This window comes from Psychrobacillus soli (assembly GCF_006861775.1).
GTDB classification, from domain to species: domain Bacteria; phylum Bacillota; class Bacilli; order Bacillales_A; family Planococcaceae; genus Psychrobacillus; species Psychrobacillus soli.
Window position 1 is genome coordinate 58,410 of sequence record NZ_VDGG01000009.1, and the last position, 16,785, is coordinate 75,194.

Here is a 16,785-nt window from a genome sequence, read left to right on the forward strand (position 1 = left end):
GTGCCTCCCTATGTAAAAAGGGCATTCCGTCCATAAGGTTCGGAATGCCCGCAATATTAGCTTTCCGCTGCTACCGCAGCAGTTGTGCGAACAATAAATTCACCGTTCTCCACATCAAATACTACATGTTGGCCAGCCAAAACTTCACCTTTAAGTAATTCTTCCGATAATCGATCTTCCACATGTTTTTGTAATGCTCGACGCAATGGACGTGCACCATATGCAGGATCGTATCCTTCTGTCGTAATTTTCTCTTGAGCCGCTTCTGTTAGTTCAAGATCAATACCTTGTTCTTTCAAACGTTTAGCCAGTTGTTCTGTCATAAGTGAAACAATTTGTTTTAAATGTTCTCTTTCAAGCGAGTGGAACACGATCATTTCATCTAAACGGTTTAAAAATTCAGGACGGAATGCTTTTTTCAATTCTTCTAGCATTTTACCTTTCATGTCTTTATAATCCGTTTTTCCACCTTCATGTAGATTAAATCCAACATGTTTGTTGTATCTAAGTGCATCTGCTCCTACGTTAGATGTCATAATAACAACCGTATTGCGGAAGTCGACTGTACGTCCTTTCGAATCTGTTAGTCGACCATCTTCTAAAACTTGAAGAAGAATATTAAACACATCTGGATGTGCTTTCTCAATTTCATCTAACAAAATAACAGAGTATGGTTTACGACGTACTTTTTCCGTTAACTGTCCGCCATCTTCAAATCCAACGTAACCTGGAGGAGAACCTACAAGGCGTGATGTTGAGTGTTTTTCCATATACTCAGACATATCTACTCTTATCATTGCATCTTCGTCGCCAAACATTACTTCTGCAAGCGCACGAGCAAGTTCTGTTTTACCAACACCTGTTGGCCCAAGGAAAATAAAGGAACCAATCGGACGTTTAGGATCTTTTAACCCTGCACGGGCACGACGAATTGCGCGAGAGATTGCATCCACAGCTTCTGCTTGACCAATTACACGTTCATGCAGTTTTTCTTCTAGTTTTAATAACTTTTCAGATTCAGTTTGTGCTAGTTTAGATACCGGTACTCCCGTCCACATGGAAACAACCGCTGCAATATCTTCTACCGTAACTTCTGACTCTTCTTTTCCTTGTTTCTCTTTCCAGTCATTCTTCATTTTTTCAAGTTCGTCTTTAAGCTTCTGTTCTTTGTCACGGAAAGATGCAGCTTTTTCAAATTCTTGACTTTGAACGGAAGCATTTTTCTCCGAACGAATCGCTTCTAGCTTTGCCTCTAATTCTTTTAAATTAGGAGGTGTTGTATAAGAACGTAGTCTTACTTTTGAACCTGCTTCATCGATTAAATCTATTGCTTTATCCGGTAAAAAACGATCGGAAATATAGCGATCGGACATTTTAACTGCCGCTTCTACGGCTTCATCTGTAATTTTCACACGGTGATGTGCTTCATAACGATCGCGTAAACCATATATAATTTGAATTGCTTCAGCGACTGAAGGTTCATCTACTTGGATCGGTTGGAAACGACGCTCTAATGCTGCATCTTTTTCAATGTATTTTCGATATTCATCTAATGTTGTCGCACCAATACACTGAATTTCTCCTCTTGCAAGAGCTGGTTTTAGAATGTTCGATGCATCAATTGCACCTTCCGCTCCACCTGCTCCTATCAATGTATGAAGCTCGTCGATGAATAAAATAACGTTTCCAGCTTGGCGAATTTCATCCATTACCTTTTTCAAACGATCTTCAAATTCTCCACGATATTTAGTACCAGCAACTACTGTACCCATATCAAGCGTCATTACTCGTTTATCACGCAATATTTCTGGTACTTCATTTTGTATAATTTGCTGTGCAAGACCTTCTGCAATAGCTGTTTTACCAACACCCGGCTCTCCTATTAGAACAGGATTATTTTTTGTCCGGCGCGCTAAAATCTCAATGACACGTGTAATTTCTTTACTACGCCCAACTACTGGATCTAGTGTACCTTCTCTAGCAATTTGAGTTAAATCACGAGCTAACCCATCGAGCGTAGGGGTACTCGCTGGAGCTGCACTATTATTAGCATTGCCATGCGATTGGTCATTACTTCCTAGTAATTGAAGTACTTGTTGGCGAGCCTTATTTAGACTAACACCAGCATTATTTAAAACTCTTGCCGCTACCCCTTCTCCTTCACGGATTAATGCTAGTAATAAGTGCTCCGTACCTATATAGGAATGCCCTAGTTTGCGAGATTCGTCTACGGAAAGTTCAATCACTTTTTTCGCACGTGGTGTATAATTGACGATTGGTCCAACTTCTTCTGCTCCAGTTCCTACCAACTCTTCAATTCCCACTTCAATCACTTTCGTATCTACTTCAATTGCTTCTAATGCTTTTGCAGCTATTCCACTGCCTTCACGGATTAAACCAAGCAATATATGTTCTGTGCCGATAGATTCGTGCTTCAAACGAATTGCTTCTTCTTGTGCTAATTGTAAAACTTTTTGTGATCTTTGTGTGAAACGATTAAACATCATACGAGTTCTCTCCTTTTGTTTTCATTTTTTCTCCCTTTTGCAACCGTTCTCTTAGTAACTTTGCTCGAAACAAATCTCGCTCCGAAGTATTTAAAGTAGTTCCAGCATATTGCTGTAAAAAACCTGGCTGCATAAAGACCATACATTCATTCAAAATAGTTACATCTACATCTTCAATGAGTCCCATATCTATCCCTAAACGTACATCGGACAGACACTTCGCTGCCTCTTCCGTCGTCATAATACGTGCGTATGACAATGTTCCTAAAGAACGATACAACCGATCCTCTAGTGTATTGGCTGAATGCTTTAAGAGTGCATCCCTTGCTTCTCTTTCTTTTTGAATAATTTGTTCGGTAATACTTTGAAGATCGGCAATTATATCTTCCTCTGATTTCCCAAGCGTTGTTTGATTGGATACTTGGTACACATTCCCGAGCGCTTCACTACCTTCCCCGTAAATCCCTCTTACAACCATCCCTAATCTAGAGATAATGGTGATGATACGGTTCATTTGTTTCGTGATTGTTAAAGCGGGTAAATGCATCATGACAGATGCACGTAAACCGGTCCCGGTGTTAGTAGGACAACTTGTTAAATAACCGAATTGTTCATCAAACGCATAAGATAGCTCTTTTTCTAAAACTCGATCAATCGCGTCGGCCTGCATATATGCTTCTTGAATTTGAAGGCCGGGAAATAAGCATTGAATACGAATATGATCTTCTTCATTTACCATTACACTGACAGCCTCATCATCGGAGATTAGAGAGGAACCAGTCATAGGTGAATTTGCTAATTTAGGACTGATTAAGTGTTTTTCTACAAGCACTTGGCGACTCAACTCAGACAAGTCCTTTATTTGAATGGAGGAAAAGTTCATCTGTAGATCCTCATTGGCATCTAATAGTGTAGCCGAAACGGATTGGTCAATTTTATGCGCTTCGTCTTCTGTAAATGCAAGTGGAAAACGATAACCATTTAAGTTTCTTGCTAGTCGAATTCTTGTACTCATGACAATATCAGAATGTTCTCCATCTCCTGCCATCCAACTGGAAATAGAGTTATCTAAAAAGCGTTCAATCGACATGCGTTTCTTCACCTCCAGTAGCAAGCTTATCTTCGAGTTCTCTTGCCTCATCTCTTAACGTTGCAGCTTGTTCGAATTGTTCTGTTTCAATCGCTTCTTTCATTTGCAATCGAATTGTTTCAATGCGCTTTTTCAACGCTAACTTTTCGCCGAATGCACCAGGGGCTTTCCCTACATGTGCCACATTCCCGTTATGTAAACGTTTAAACACGGTAGGCAGTTGCCCGCGAAAACTATTGTAACAAGATGCACAACCAAATTTTCCTTCATCTAAAAATCGTTGAATAGACCAACCACACGCTTCGCATTCTAACGGAGGTTTCTTCTGTACTTGCTGCATTGGTTGCTGATCTGTATGATTGAACCAATTCGATAATAGTTGATGGAGCGATAATGGATCTTGTTTGTATTCAACATAAAACGGGTGAAGACTATTTGCACAGACCTCACAATAATGTCTTTCAAAGTGTTCACCGTTATGCACTTGCGTAACCGTTACTTTTGCTGGTCTTTGCTTACAATTTTCACAAATCACTTTTCAACACCCCGTTCGTTATCACTTTTTTTCATATTTTAATGTCAGTAACATCGCGCATAGTATACGTGCCCGCAATTCGTCTCTTGCTGGTAGTGGAATAGCAAGTGTCGTCCGATTAAGCGCCGCTAAAATGAGTTTGGCCTCTCGGTTAGAAACAACATCTTCATCGATTAATCGGAAAACAATATCCTCCGTTACGGATTCAGATGCGCCATTTTCTAGACTTTGTATTATATGCTCAATCAAATCAGCTTTCGTATGCGCCCGAACGCGGAGGATTCGAATATATCCACCGCCACCGCGTTTACTTTCCACTAAGTATCCACGATCTTGGGTAAATCGAGTATTAATCACATAATTTATCTGTGATGGGACACACTGAAACTTCTCTGCAATTTCACTTCTTTTTATTTCAATTTGTCCCCTACTCTCTTCTTCGATAATTGACTTCAAATACCCTTCAATAATGTCAGATATATTTTTCACCTTCTCACCTCTTCTCGCAAACTGACTTTGACTAACTTTGACTATATTATAACGAGAAAATTATGGATGTGCAATTGATACGATTTTCTTTCAGTGTTCCCGAATTTTCGAATAAAAAAACATGAATAGTCTTTATAAATATCTTATTTTTCAAAGCCTCAGGAAGATATACAGTATAGGGATAAAGCGTCGTAAAAAGCTGATCAGGTGACCGCTGTGATTTTCGCTGCATGGGACGCTTTAATGACCAACATCCTGTTGGCCTCGGTCGGAATTGCTAACTTACTAAGCAACGTCTTGCTAAAAACAAATTTATTTTGCAGTTTTTCAACTGTGTGAATCCAATAAATGGATTAGGGCAACCAATCGGTCATTGAAAGCAACTAATTCTTTTCCGAAAGCAACCAAATCAGCATGAAGGCAACCAAATTGCTGATGAAAGCAACCATTCCTCAAAATAAAAAGTTCACTTAGATTGAGATGACGATGACGCATTATTCATAAACATTGCGCGTTTGAAGGGGAATGTTGCGAGTAACAACTAGTAACGTTGCGCATTTATAATGAACAATCATCTCCAGATAAATGGAGCAGATATAATTGCCGTAGGACGCACTTTCCTTGAACACAATCTACTTTATAATTTCCAAACGATAAAAAAACTACTAATCACACGGATTAGTAGTTAAGAAATCTTCTTTTGTTTTGTTACAATATTTAGCTTTTCTTTTTGTAATTACTTCTTTGCGTTTTCGTTATTTGTTTCCACTTATCACGTTCTACTTTTCGAGCAGCAACATCATTTTTTCGTTCGATATGTGCGAGTTCTCTCATTAGTTTTACATAGCTTCTATACCGCTCTTCTTTAAGCGTGCCCGTGTATATAGCTTCTTGTATGGCACACCCTGGTTCTTTTTCATGCATACAGTCTCGGAAACGACACCCTTCGGCAAGTTCCTCAATATCTTTGAAGCTTGCACTTACTCCCTCACTTGTATCCCAAAGTTGAAATTCTCGCATCCCCGGCGTATCTATTAATAAACCTCCGCCCGGCAATAATGTAAGCTCTCTATGTGTCGTTGTATGGCGACCTTTGCTGTCATCTTCTCGAATATCATTAACAGCCATTACCTCTTCACCAGACAATGCATTGATCAAGGAAGACTTCCCTACTCCCGAAGACCCTAAAAGTGCACCTGTTTTACCTGCAGACAAAAGACTCGCCAGGCTATCGATCCCTTCCCCTGTTACACTGCTGACCGCAAATATATCGACACCAAAAGCAACCGATTCTACTTCACTTATATAATACGCCAAGTCCTCACATGCATCTTTTTTTGTTAGAACAACTACAGGCGTTGCTCCAGAATCCCATGCCGCTAATAAATATCTCTCTAATCTGCGTACATTGAAGTCGTCATTGAGGGACATCACAAGAAATACATAGTCAACATTCACGGCAATTAACTGAATTTCAACCGTCGAACCAGCCACTTTTCTTGAAAACTGAGAGCTACGAGGCAATACTTCTTTAATAATTCCTTTTTCTTCACCAGGCATTTGCTCAAGCACAACCCAATCTCCAACCGCAGGAAATGCTTCACGACCATGATCAAATTTAAACTTTCCGGAAAGGGAGCATAGCCATTCTCCTTCATTTGTTATAACGCGATATAAATGTTTATGCTCTAACAGGACGCGACCTGCTATTCCACTACCTTGCATTTGTTCTTCCCATTTATTATTCCAACCATATTGTTCGATTAATTTCAAATTTACTTCCTCCTAATTTTAGACAATAAAAAACCATGATTGCACAAATCAGCAATCATGGTTTCCCCGGTCATTAGAAAAGAAGCATATCAAAAGAAAAGCATATAAAACTACGCAGTCTTAGATATATTGAGAGTGGGACATCATGAACTTACTGATTTGTGTATTTAAAATTAAATTTGCCATAATGCCTCACTCCTTTTTCTTTAAGTTGTTTTCAGAATACAACAAATTCAGCGACTTGTCAATTATATAAATGACAAGCAACAAAATGTCCTGTTTCTTGCTCTTTCCAAGCAGGTTTTTTTTCTGCACAAATAGACATGGCATGTGCACAGCGCGTTCTAAAAACACAACCCGATGGAGGATTGATTGGACTCGGCAGCTCGCCATGCAACAAAATACGTTCACGAGATTCCTCGATATCTGGGTCTGGAATTGGAATAGCCGATAATAATGCCTGTGTATATGGATGCAATGGATCATCGTATAACTGATTGCTCGTTGTTAGTTCCACCATATGCCCTAAATACATTACGCCAATCCGATCGGAAATGTATTTTACCATAGATAAATCATGCGCAATAAATAAGTACGTTAGACCCTTTTCTTTTTGCAACCGTTGCAATAGCTTCACAACTTGCGCTTGAACGGAAACGTCTAAAGCTGAGATCGGTTCATCTGCAATGATGAATTCTGGGTCTAATGCAAGTGCACGTGCAATTCCTATACGTTGTCTTTGTCCACCAGAAAATTCATGGGGATAGCGATTAGCGTGATCTCTATTAAGCCCTACGTCTTCTAGTAACTCATAAACTCTACTTTTTAACGCTTCTTTCGTTTTATACAACTTATGTACTTCCATTGGTTCTGCAATAATTTCTAGTACGGTTGATCTTGGGTTTAGTGAAGCATACGGATCTTGGAAGATCATTTGCATCTTTTTAAGGTATTTTTTTCGTTCTTTATCGTTCATTTCATGTACATTTTTATTTTCAAACAGAACATTACCTTCCGTTTTGTTGTACAATCCCAAAATCGTCCGACCTGCAGTAGACTTTCCGCATCCGGACTCTCCCACAAGGCCAAACGTCTCCCCTTTGACAATATCGAAGCTAATGCCATCTACGGCTTTTAACGTTTCGCCGCGCCCGAGTTCAAAATGTCGCTTTAAATCTTGTACGGATAAAAGAACTTTTTCTGCCATGTAAATCCCCCCTAAACGGCATATCTTCTCACTGCACAAACTTCCTTCTCTAGCTTAGATCCTTCTAACACTAAAATTTCAACTGTTTTTCCTGTTGAATGTGAATGAAGTAATAGTCCATTTCCATAATAAAACCCTACATGACGAACCCTACCAGTTCCCTCATCATTTGCAAAAAACAACAAGTCTCCTTTTTTCCAAGCGGATGGATCATGTAGGGACACTTCTTCCCCGCTCACTGCTTGATCACTTGCATCGCGCGGGATTAAGTATCCGCATGCCTTCAGCATATTGTACGTAAAGCCAGAACAGTCATAGCCATATGGAGACATTCCACCCCATAAATAAGGCAAATCTAAGTACTGTTCTCCTAAGGCTATTGCATTTTCTGCAGAACGTTTTGGATATTGTTCGATCGATACAGAGAAATCAGCATGCTCTTTTTGCAAAAATGCCTCCCCGTGAGGTGTTTGAACGGTAAAATAGATTGCATCCTCTGAACTAACTGGCAATATTGTATTAAACGGAACGACAAGTAAAGGTTTTTTTTCTGTATCCCATAGTTGCACTTTCACGTTAGATACACGTGCAACACCAATAGAATCTGCGTGTCCCATTTGGTGTAATTGTTCTACTGGAACCCATCCGGGATATCCACGAGCATCTTTTTTAGATGGTTGCCACACAGCTATGATTTTCGCCCATTCACCTTCTATCTTTTCTACAAGCACAGGTTCTCCGTAAAGGAGTTGGGTTTGGATACAGTTTTCATCACAAAGTGCGAGTCGCTCTTTATACGTCAAGGCTTCCAACCACTCTGCCAATAAAACCGGGTTCGATGTTCCAGGGGAATCCAGTTCTCTTGCTGAAGATGGCTCCGTCCAAACCGTTGCTACTTTTACAGAACAAACCCACTTACTCGCTCCTGTTTCCATCCAAAAACCCCCTATATGATTTCAAAATTTGAAATACCAAGACCGTGTTCTTTTGAAAACGTCATCTTACTTCCTTCATAGACGACTCCACCAGAAACAAGGTCTTTTGCAAGCATCAGTGGTGCATCAAAATCGAAGTATTGAATATTTGGTTGACTAGCAGCAAAATGTGCTGCAGCTGTAATTCCTATTTTCGTTTCAATCATACTTCCCACCATACATGCAACTCCATTTGCTTCAGCGAGTGCATTAATCTTATTTGCATTATATATACCGCCCGATTTCATCAATTTAATATTGATCAAGTCTGCAGCCCGCATTTCTAAAACCTTCTTTGCATCATAAACGGAAAATACACTTTCATCTGCCATAATTGGCGTATCTGTATGGTCAGTAACATACTTCAATCCTTCTAGGTCGCGCGCCGGGACAGGTTGCTCGACTAATTCAATTTCAAGCCCTGCATCCTCCATCGTCCGAATAGCTCGCACAGCTTCTTTCGCATGCCAACCTTGGTTCGCATCCAATCTAAGCTTTGGCTGATATCCTATCCGTTTTCGAATTGCATAGATTCGGGCAATATCTTCCTTCACATCCCCTATACCGACTTTCACTTTCAGCATAGTAAATCCGTCTTTTATATACGTTTCTGCATCATCCGCCATTTCCTGTGGATCATTTACACTAACCGTAAAATCGGTGTCAAGTGTCTCTCTATACCCACCAAGAAATTGAAACAAAGGTAGGTTTGATTGACGAGCAAGTAAATCATAAAGTGCCATATCAATCGCTGCTTTAGCACTCGTATTTCTCACGAGTGAACCATTTAGTTTTTGAAAGACACGTTCACTCTCTAAAAGATTTAACCCTATAAGCTGCGGAGCAATTATTTCATTAATCGCATATCGAATACTAGCCATTGACTCTCCCGTAATCACATGAGTCGGAGGGGCTTCCCCGTATCCTTTAGCCCCGTTGCTACTTGTAACTTTCACATAGACTGAGTAAGCGGTAGTGACTGTTCGTAATGCAGTTTTGAACGGTTTAGTCAGTGGAATAGCTACATCAAACGTTTCAATGGATTGGATAATCACTCGGTTGCCCCTCCTTTATTCAACTCCTGGTAAAATAGCTAGGGACAAGTTATTCGCATCCAACTCAGCATCTGCTCCAAGTGGAACGGCAAAATGCGGTTCACAGTGCCCTATTTTGAACCCTTTGACAGCCGGTTTCCCTAGACTTCCTAAATAATGATGTAGTACTTCATCTAATGATAGAGAAACTTTACGTTTTTTTGGTTCTGCGTCTTTAAAATCTCCAATTACAAAACCTGCTGCAGCCTCCAATATACCTGCTTGTCTAAGCTGATTGAGCATTCCATCCACTCGGTATGGTTCTTCCCCAATGTCTTCTATTAACAATAACTTACCTCTCGTATCGACTTCGTACTTTGTTCCGATACCACTCGCAAGGAGCGATAAATTCCCTCCTGTCAATTCACCTCTCACTACTCCTCCTGAAAGTCTTTCGAGGGGAGATATGGCTTCTGTGTAGTGAAGTTCCATCGGTTCAAATAGCTGTCCGAACAATTTCTTCGATAAATCGGAAAATGTATCTTTCCCTACGTCCGAAGCTAGCATCGGACCGTGAAAAGTTACGATATCGGAGTACAAATTCATACCAGTATGTAAAAATGTAATATCTGAGTAGCCCCAGAAAATTTTTGGGTGTTCATGCATTAATTGAAAATCGATTTTATCGGCATATCGGGCAGAACCGTATCCCCCACCTGCACAAATAATTCCGGCGATACTAGGATCTGCGAACATTTCATGTAAATCTTCTAAACGTTCTTCATCGGTTCCACCTAAGTAACCGTATACGTTTTCTACATGTTTCCCTATTTTATAAGTCAAGCCTAGCTCATCTAAAAATGTTAAAGAACGCTTTAGTTGTTCTAGGTTTGGAGGACTGGAAGGTGCAATAATACCAATCGTATCTCCTTGTTGTAATCGTTTTGGACGAATTTTCATCTCTATTTTCTCCTTTTTAATACAAAAGGGCGGCACTAAGAAAAGTGCCGCGTCTTTCTAGTTTTTGTCAGCCCATTTTAAGTCTAAATAGCCTACTGGATGTCTAACTATACCTGATACCGACGGCTTTTCAAGCGTCACTTGGTTATAATAATAAATTGGGAAAATCGGCATTTCTTCCATCAGTAATGCATCTGCTTCTATTAACATAGCCCAGCGTTTCGCTTCATCTGTTTCATTTTTAATATCGGAAATTAATTTATCAAAGTCCGGATTAGACCAAGTTGTACGGTTCATCGATGAACCTGTAATGAAGCTTTCCAGTGCATTCACCGGATCAGCATAGTCAAATAAGAACGAAGAGCGAGATAATTGGTATTTGAATTCTTTTTGTTCTGCTCCGAACACACTCGCCTCGACATTTTGTAGTGCCACATCTACCCCTAATACTTCTTTAAACTTACTTTGAAGTGCTTCTGCAATTTTTTTATGAGCTTCATTTGTAGAGTAAGTTAGGACTACTTCAGGTAATTCCGTGTATCCTTCCTCGGTCATACCTTCAGCTAATAATGTTTTAGCTTTTTCTGCATCAAATCCAGTCAATTTACCTGCAGTTTCTCTAAACTCTTTTCCATCAGGCCCGATAAAACCATAAGGTACAAATCCTTCTGCAGGTTTTTCACCATTTTTCGTCACAAATTCAACAATTTCTTGTTGGTTAACCGCTAAGCCAAATGCTTGGCGTATTTTTTTGTTTGTAAAAGGCTCTTGCGATACGTTGAAACGATAAAAATATAAACCTGCTTGATCCACATTTTTAAGCTCTGGATCGTTCATTAGTTGATCTGCAAGTTCTGCTGGAACATCAGAAACGTCTAATTCCCCAGTTTTATACATTTGATATTCTGTATTAGTATCATCTACCATTGCCCATTCAACTTTATCTAGCTTAACTGTATCCGCATCCCAATAATGCTCATTTTTCTCGAAAGTAAGGCTTACATCATGCTCCCATGCCGCTAGTTTAAATGGACCATTCCCTACAAATGAGTCGGCTTCTGCAAACCATGTAGGATTTTCTGTTGCTACTTTTTCATTCACTGGGAAGAAGCTTGGGTTTGTCACGATATTTAAAAATGCTTCTGTTGGTGTATTTAGTTTTACTTCCAATACTTTATCTTCTACTGCTTTGATTGCTACTGCATCTGCAGTCCCAGTTCCGCTATTGTAAGCTTCTGCTCCTTCGATGAAGTATGCAAGAAATGCTGCTGGAGATGCAGTTTCCGGATTAAGCATATGAAGCCAGCCATACACGAAATCACTCGCTAAAACTGGATCACCATTAGACCATTTTGCATCATCATGAATCGTAAATGTATACGTTAAACCGTCATCAGACACGTCCACTTTTTCGGCTGTTGCAGGCTCTGCTAGATGGTCCTTTGAAAGTCTTACTAACCCTTCCATTAGATTATTTAAAGAATTCCAAGATACTGCATCAAACCCTACAGATGGATCGAAAGAGGTTGGTTCATTTCCATTATTCAAATGGAGTACTTTTTCTGTTGGTAGTGACTCTGTTTCTGTTCCAGCTTCCTCTTTGTCTCCTCCTGTTTCTGTACTTGGTTTTTCCCCAGCATCTTTCGTAGCTGTACAAGCACTTAACACAAGAACAAATAATGCTACTACAAATAACGATAACCACTTCTTCATCCTAGTTCCCCCTCTTGTATTGTATATGTGAATGCACTTGCGCGCGCTCATCCAATTTTATTTTGTGCTTGCAATACATTAGCTCGTTCGTCTTGGAGCCAACAATCTACCTCATGCGTTTCGGATATTTTAGTTGAGAACGGATATGCATAGTCACAAACTTCCATTGCATAGTCGCATCGCGCCGTAAATGGACATCCTTTCGGAGGTGAAAATAAATCCGGCGGTGTCCCGTCGATTGGTTGCAATTCTTCTTCCATTAAGTCTAGTCGGGGCACAGAGTTAAGTAACCCCTTCGTATACGGGTGTTCAGGCGTATAAAAAATCTCTCTTTTATCGCCAATCTCTACAATTTTCCCAGCATACATAACCGCAATACGGTCCGCTATTTTTGCTACAACTCCAAGATCATGCGTGATTAATATAATCGAAATTCCCTTTTTCAGTTGAATTTCTTCGAACAATTCTAAAATTTGTGCTTGTATCGTAACGTCTAGTGCAGTAGTTGGTTCATCCGCTATTAAAACTTGCGGCTCACAAATGAGTGCAATAGCTATAACGATCCGTTGGCGCATGCCGCCTGAAAATTGATGAGGAAATTGCTTTAATCGCTCTTCCGGGTTCGGAATTCCTACCAACTTCAACATGTCAATTGCCTTTTCCTTTGCTTCTTTTTTCCCTATTTTCTTATGCGTACGGAGCCCTTCTGTTAGTTGCTCCCCAATTGTTAACGTTGGGTTTAACGCAGTCATTGGATCTTGGAATATCATTGAAATGTCGACACCTTGAATTTTCCTCAACTGTGTCTTAGACAATTTCGTTAAATCTTTTTCTTTAAACAAAATGCTTCCGTTTTTAATAATGCCAGGTGGTTGTGGGATTAAACCCATAATTGCATTAGACGTAACACTTTTCCCACAGCCAGATTCCCCAACAATTGCGAGTGTTTCGCCTTTATACAAGTCAAAGTCGACACCTCTAACAGCCTCTACCTCGCCGCCGTATGTTCGAAAAGAAATTTTTAAGTTATTCACTTGTAATACTTTTTCGCTAGACATCATTTTCTTTTCTTTTTTCTTCCGTTCATTCACCATTTCTTACCTCCTAAGCTTCGGATCGAGTGCATCTTGTAAACCATCTCCTAGTACGTTAAAAGCAAACATTGTTAAGGAAATAAAAAGTGCTGGAAAGAATAAACGCCACCAATGACCAGATAAAATAACTGGTAATGCGTCATTCGCCATTACCCCCCAACTTGCAAAAGGAGCTGCAACGCCCAAACCTAGGAAACTTAAAAATGCTTCTGCAAAAATAGCACTCGGAACAGTAAGTGTCATTTGAACAATAATTGGCCCCATCGTATTCGGCAGTAGATTTTTCCGAATAATTCGAGAAGTCTTTGCCCCAAACGATTTGGACGCAGTCACGAATTCATACGTTTTAATCTGCAGTACCTGTCCTCGAACAATACGAGCCATACCTACCCATCCGGTTACTGTGAGAGCTACTATAATAGTAGTTAAACTGGCTCCCATGACGACCATAAGTAAAATAACAACTAACAAATGTGGCAATCCGTAAAGTACTTCCACTACACGCATCATTACTGTATCTGTACGTCCACCTTTATAACCACTAACCCCGCCGTAAATAATGCCGATAAAAAAATCAATGAGTGCTGCCATAATTCCAACAAATAAGGAAATTCGTGCACCATACCATGTTCTAGTAAATACATCTCTTCCTGCCTCATCAGTACCGAACCAATGGGTTGCAGACGGTGCCTGATTTTGACTTGGATAATCTGTTGCAGTTACTGAGTAAGGAGAAAAAATCGGACCAAATATTGCAAATAACATAAGCAACACTAGGAATACTAGTCCACCCATAGCAAGCTTATTTTTGCGGAGTCTTCTCCAGGCATCTTTCCAATAAGATAAAGAGGGTCTTACGACAGACTCTGCCCTTCCTTGTTCTTTCTGTTTTGGTCGGAACCATTCATCTTTAATAGCCTGTGGGGATACTAGATTTTGTGTGTTCGTCATTATGCATCCCCCTCTTTTCGATGTAATTTTATGCGTGGATCTAAAAATCCGTACACAATATCCACTAAGAAAAGCATAAATACGAGAAAGGCACTATAAAATACCGTGGATCCCATTATTACTGGGTAATCACGATTATTAATGCTTTCTACAAAGTATTTACCCATTCCAGGAATCGCAAAAATCTTCTCGATAACAAAAGTTCCAGTTAATATACCCGCGAGCATTGTTCCCATAATCGTCACGACAGGCATAAGCGCATTCCTTAATGCGTGCCGGATGACAATTCGAATCGGTGAAAGACCTTTTGCATTAGCCATTTTAATATAATCCTGTGTGAGTACTTCTAGCATGCTAGACCTTGTTAAACGGGCAATAATTGCAGTAGGTCCAGTAGCAAGAGCAAGGATAGGTAAAATCATATGCAAAGGACTACTCCATGTAGCTGCCGGGAGTAACTCCCAAGTTACTGCAACTTGTTGGATGAGCAATGTCGCTAATACGAAGTTAGGCACGGAAATACCAACTACCGCAAAGGTCATCGCTAAGTAATCTATAATACCGTTGTGCCGGAGAGCTGCAAGAGTCCCTAAAATAGTTCCAGACAATAATGCGACTAGTATGGTGACCATACCGAGCTCGAATGAAATAGGAAACCCTCTTGCAAGTAGTTCATTTACGGATTCGTTTGGTTTTTTGATGGAAGGACCAAAATCAAAAGTCACAATCGACTTTAAATAATATAAATATTGAACATGCATTGGTTCATCTAGTTTATAAAACTTCTCTAAGTTTGCTTGAATAGTAGGATTAGAAGTACGCTCCTCATCGAATGGAGAACCCGGGATGGAGTGCATCAATACGAAAGTTAAAGTGGAAATGATAAGAATTGTTGCTATCATCATGATAAAACGTTTAAGAATATACTTCGCCATGAGCAAACTCCCCCCTTAACAAAATTTCGTTTGCATTGCTAGCTCTACCATTACAAGCATCGCTCGATATGCTTCTAATATATCTTTCGCCTCGAACTTAACGATTGTTGTTCCCTCTATGATTTCGCAACCTGGCATAAGTGCCGCCCACTCTGCTTGACCATAATTGACAAACTCAATACGTAACGTTGGATTTTTAGGAGGAGTTAGCGGTTTGATTTGATTTCTTTCACTAATGGCTTGTGTAATCTTTTCTCTTAGTAATGCATGTGCTTTTTGTGGATGCAATGTCTTAACCGCGGATCTAGAGATAGATTCTTTCACAACTGCAGTAATAACCCCAGGAATCAGTGCCTCTGCTTCTCTACACGCTCCATCATCTCCCGCAACCATGATAACCGGTACACCAAAATGACCTGCTACATATGCATTTAATCCCAGTTCACCAACTTCTACATCGTTTATATACATATTTCTTACGCCAAATATCATCGAATGACTCATCACCCCTGGTTGTCCTGCCCTAGAATGATAACCTGCAAATACTGCGCCTATGTATGATTCATCTAACGATTGCACCATTGAAAAAGGTTTCACATCACCTGTTATTAAAGACGCTTCTGGATGCAACTCCTCTATCAAAATATTATTCATCTTCGAATGACTATCATTTACTAGAACTTCTTTTACTCCGCTTGATAAAGCTCCTTCCACAATCGCATTCGCTTCTTGCGTCATTATACGTCGCGCCCGTTCATAATTATGCTTTCCCGAGTCTACAAATGTATGGTCTGGCAAACCTGTAATTCCTTCCATATCAATCGACAGAAAAAGTTTCATATCTCCATCCTCCATACTTTTACTTTTTTCATACAACTTCCCATATAGAATAATTTCTACTTTATCAAAAGATATAGAATATTACAATATATTTTAATATTCGAAATAAAATAGAATTTATACAATCTAAAAAGCAAATGCACTTTAATGTAAAGGCATTTGCTCTTCTAAACTAAAAGTCTTTAGTTCTGTTATCTTGGTTGACCTGGGAAAAACTGTTGTTGACCGAACTGTTGTTGGCCAAATGGTTGACCGAACTGTTGACCGAAAGGCTGCTGGAATCCTCCTTGTTGCATCGGAAAAGCTTGCTGAGGTGGATTAACTACTACATTTCGATTTGTTTCGGTCCAGAAATGTTGAGGCACGTTGACAATATGTTCTCTGTTAACATTCACAATTGGATGGATCACCGGTTGCATTCTTGGTAAAAATGAATCCCGCATCCGATATTGTGGAGGACATACTATTGGTTGAGCTGGTGGTTGCTGCCAAGGGGATACTTGCCCACACCCACATTGCTGTTGTCCCCATTGTGGCATTTGCCCGCATGAACTACATGAATGACGATTTTGGTTCATGATTAAATCACCTCCTTCTTGCACTTATACTAGTAGATGCAAAAGACCGGCCGATAAACTAGACAAACATCTCAGTTCACTATAAATAAAAAAATTTCCTTTTTT

15 protein-coding genes are annotated in these 16,785 nt (G+C 39.8%); all 15 read right to left on the reverse strand.

The window, feature by feature from the left end; translation table 11 throughout:
* Nucleotides 1-56 precede the first annotated feature (56 nt).
* Entirely contained in the window at nt 57-2,507 is a 2,451-nt protein-coding gene (locus tag FG383_RS05750; protein WP_142605880.1) for an ATP-dependent Clp protease ATP-binding subunit, read from the reverse strand.
* The gene (gene mcsB / locus FG383_RS05755) at nt 2,497-3,597 is read right to left on the reverse strand and encodes a protein-arginine kinase McsB (protein WP_142605881.1); all 1,101 of its coding nucleotides are present in this window, start codon (nt 3,595-3,597) and stop codon (nt 2,497-2,499) included. Before mcsB ends, FG383_RS05750 begins: the two co-directional genes overlap by 11 nt.
* Complete coding sequence (locus FG383_RS05760; protein ID WP_142605882.1) at nt 3,587-4,132, reverse strand: UvrB/UvrC motif-containing protein; 546 nt, start codon at nt 4,130-4,132, stop codon at nt 3,587-3,589. The genes mcsB and FG383_RS05760 overlap by 11 nt, the downstream gene beginning before the upstream one ends.
* A 21-nt stretch (nt 4,133-4,153) precedes the next feature.
* Entirely contained in the window at nt 4,154-4,621 is a 468-nt protein-coding gene (locus tag FG383_RS05765; protein ID WP_142605883.1) for a CtsR family transcriptional regulator, read from the reverse strand.
* A gap of 717 nt (nt 4,622-5,338) precedes the next feature.
* Nucleotides 5,339-6,394, reverse strand: a complete 1,056-nt coding sequence (gene rsgA / locus FG383_RS05770; protein WP_246096871.1) for a ribosome small subunit-dependent GTPase A — start codon at nt 6,392-6,394, stop codon at nt 5,339-5,341.
* 244 nt (nt 6,395-6,638) lie between these two features.
* Nucleotides 6,639-7,601: an ABC transporter ATP-binding protein gene (locus FG383_RS05775; protein ID WP_142605884.1), complete on the reverse strand. Its 963-nt coding sequence runs from the start codon at nt 7,599-7,601 to the stop codon at nt 6,639-6,641.
* An 11-nt stretch (nt 7,602-7,612) separates the two neighbouring features.
* Entirely contained in the window at nt 7,613-8,536 is a 924-nt protein-coding gene (locus tag FG383_RS05780; protein WP_142605885.1) for a C40 family peptidase, read from the reverse strand.
* A gap of 11 nt (nt 8,537-8,547) precedes the next feature.
* On the reverse strand, nt 8,548-9,630 hold the full coding sequence (locus tag FG383_RS05785; protein ID WP_142605886.1) for a mandelate racemase/muconate lactonizing enzyme family protein: 1,083 nt from the start codon (nt 9,628-9,630) through the stop codon (nt 8,548-8,550).
* Nucleotides 9,631-9,645: 15 nt separating this feature from the next.
* Nucleotides 9,646-10,569, reverse strand: a complete 924-nt coding sequence (locus tag FG383_RS05790) for a S66 peptidase family protein (RefSeq protein ID WP_142605887.1) — start codon at nt 10,567-10,569, stop codon at nt 9,646-9,648.
* A 57-nt stretch (nt 10,570-10,626) separates the two neighbouring features.
* Nucleotides 10,627-12,282 carry a peptide ABC transporter substrate-binding protein gene (locus FG383_RS05795; RefSeq protein WP_142605888.1) on the reverse strand — a complete coding sequence of 552 codons (1,656 nt, stop codon included), beginning with the start codon at nt 12,280-12,282 and terminating at the stop codon, nt 10,627-10,629.
* 47 nt (nt 12,283-12,329) lie between these two features.
* Nucleotides 12,330-13,376, reverse strand: coding sequence for an ABC transporter ATP-binding protein (locus FG383_RS05800; RefSeq protein WP_281285286.1), 1,047 nt, complete (start codon nt 13,374-13,376; stop codon nt 12,330-12,332).
* A gap of 3 nt (nt 13,377-13,379) precedes the next feature.
* Nucleotides 13,380-14,327: an ABC transporter permease gene (locus FG383_RS05805; protein WP_142605889.1), complete on the reverse strand. Its 948-nt coding sequence runs from the start codon at nt 14,325-14,327 to the stop codon at nt 13,380-13,382.
* Nucleotides 14,327-15,262, reverse strand: coding sequence for an ABC transporter permease (locus tag FG383_RS05810; RefSeq protein WP_142605890.1), 936 nt, complete (start codon nt 15,260-15,262; stop codon nt 14,327-14,329). The genes FG383_RS05805 and FG383_RS05810 overlap by 1 nt, the downstream gene beginning before the upstream one ends.
* A gap of 15 nt (nt 15,263-15,277) precedes the next feature.
* On the reverse strand, nt 15,278-16,102 hold the full coding sequence (locus FG383_RS05815) for a M55 family metallopeptidase (protein WP_142605891.1): 825 nt from the start codon (nt 16,100-16,102) through the stop codon (nt 15,278-15,280).
* A gap of 191 nt (nt 16,103-16,293) precedes the next feature.
* Nucleotides 16,294-16,680 carry a hypothetical protein gene (locus tag FG383_RS05820; protein WP_142605892.1) on the reverse strand — a complete coding sequence of 129 codons (387 nt, stop codon included), beginning with the start codon at nt 16,678-16,680 and terminating at the stop codon, nt 16,294-16,296.
* Nucleotides 16,681-16,785: the final 105 nt, after the last annotated feature.

Bases quoted from the DNA above. Each gene is read 5' to 3' on its own strand.
- FG383_RS05790 (WP_142605887.1), bottom strand. From the start codon at position 10,569: ATGAAAATTCGTCCAAAACGATTACAACAAGGAGATACGATTGGTATT.
- FG383_RS05795 (WP_142605888.1), bottom strand. From the start codon at position 12,282: ATGAAGAAGTGGTTATCGTTATTTGTAGTAGCATTATTTGTTCTTGTG.
- FG383_RS05805 (WP_142605889.1), bottom strand. From the start codon at position 14,327: ATGACGAACACACAAAATCTAGTATCCCCACAGGCTATTAAAGATGAA.
- FG383_RS05800 (WP_281285286.1), bottom strand. From the start codon at position 13,376: ATGGTGAATGAACGGAAGAAAAAAGAAAAGAAAATGATGTCTAGCGAA.
- FG383_RS05815 (WP_142605891.1), bottom strand. From the start codon at position 16,102: ATGAAACTTTTTCTGTCGATTGATATGGAAGGAATTACAGGTTTGCCA.
- FG383_RS05750 (WP_142605880.1), bottom strand. From the start codon at position 2,507: ATGATGTTTAATCGTTTCACACAAAGATCACAAAAAGTTTTACAATTA.
- FG383_RS05810 (WP_142605890.1), bottom strand. From the start codon at position 15,262: ATGGCGAAGTATATTCTTAAACGTTTTATCATGATGATAGCAACAATT.
- FG383_RS05820 (WP_142605892.1), bottom strand. From the start codon at position 16,680: ATGAACCAAAATCGTCATTCATGTAGTTCATGCGGGCAAATGCCACAA.
- mcsB (WP_142605881.1), bottom strand. From the start codon at position 3,597: ATGTCGATTGAACGCTTTTTAGATAACTCTATTTCCAGTTGGATGGCA.
- FG383_RS05780 (WP_142605885.1), bottom strand. From the start codon at position 8,536: ATGGAAACAGGAGCGAGTAAGTGGGTTTGTTCTGTAAAAGTAGCAACG.
- FG383_RS05775 (WP_142605884.1), bottom strand. From the start codon at position 7,601: ATGGCAGAAAAAGTTCTTTTATCCGTACAAGATTTAAAGCGACATTTT.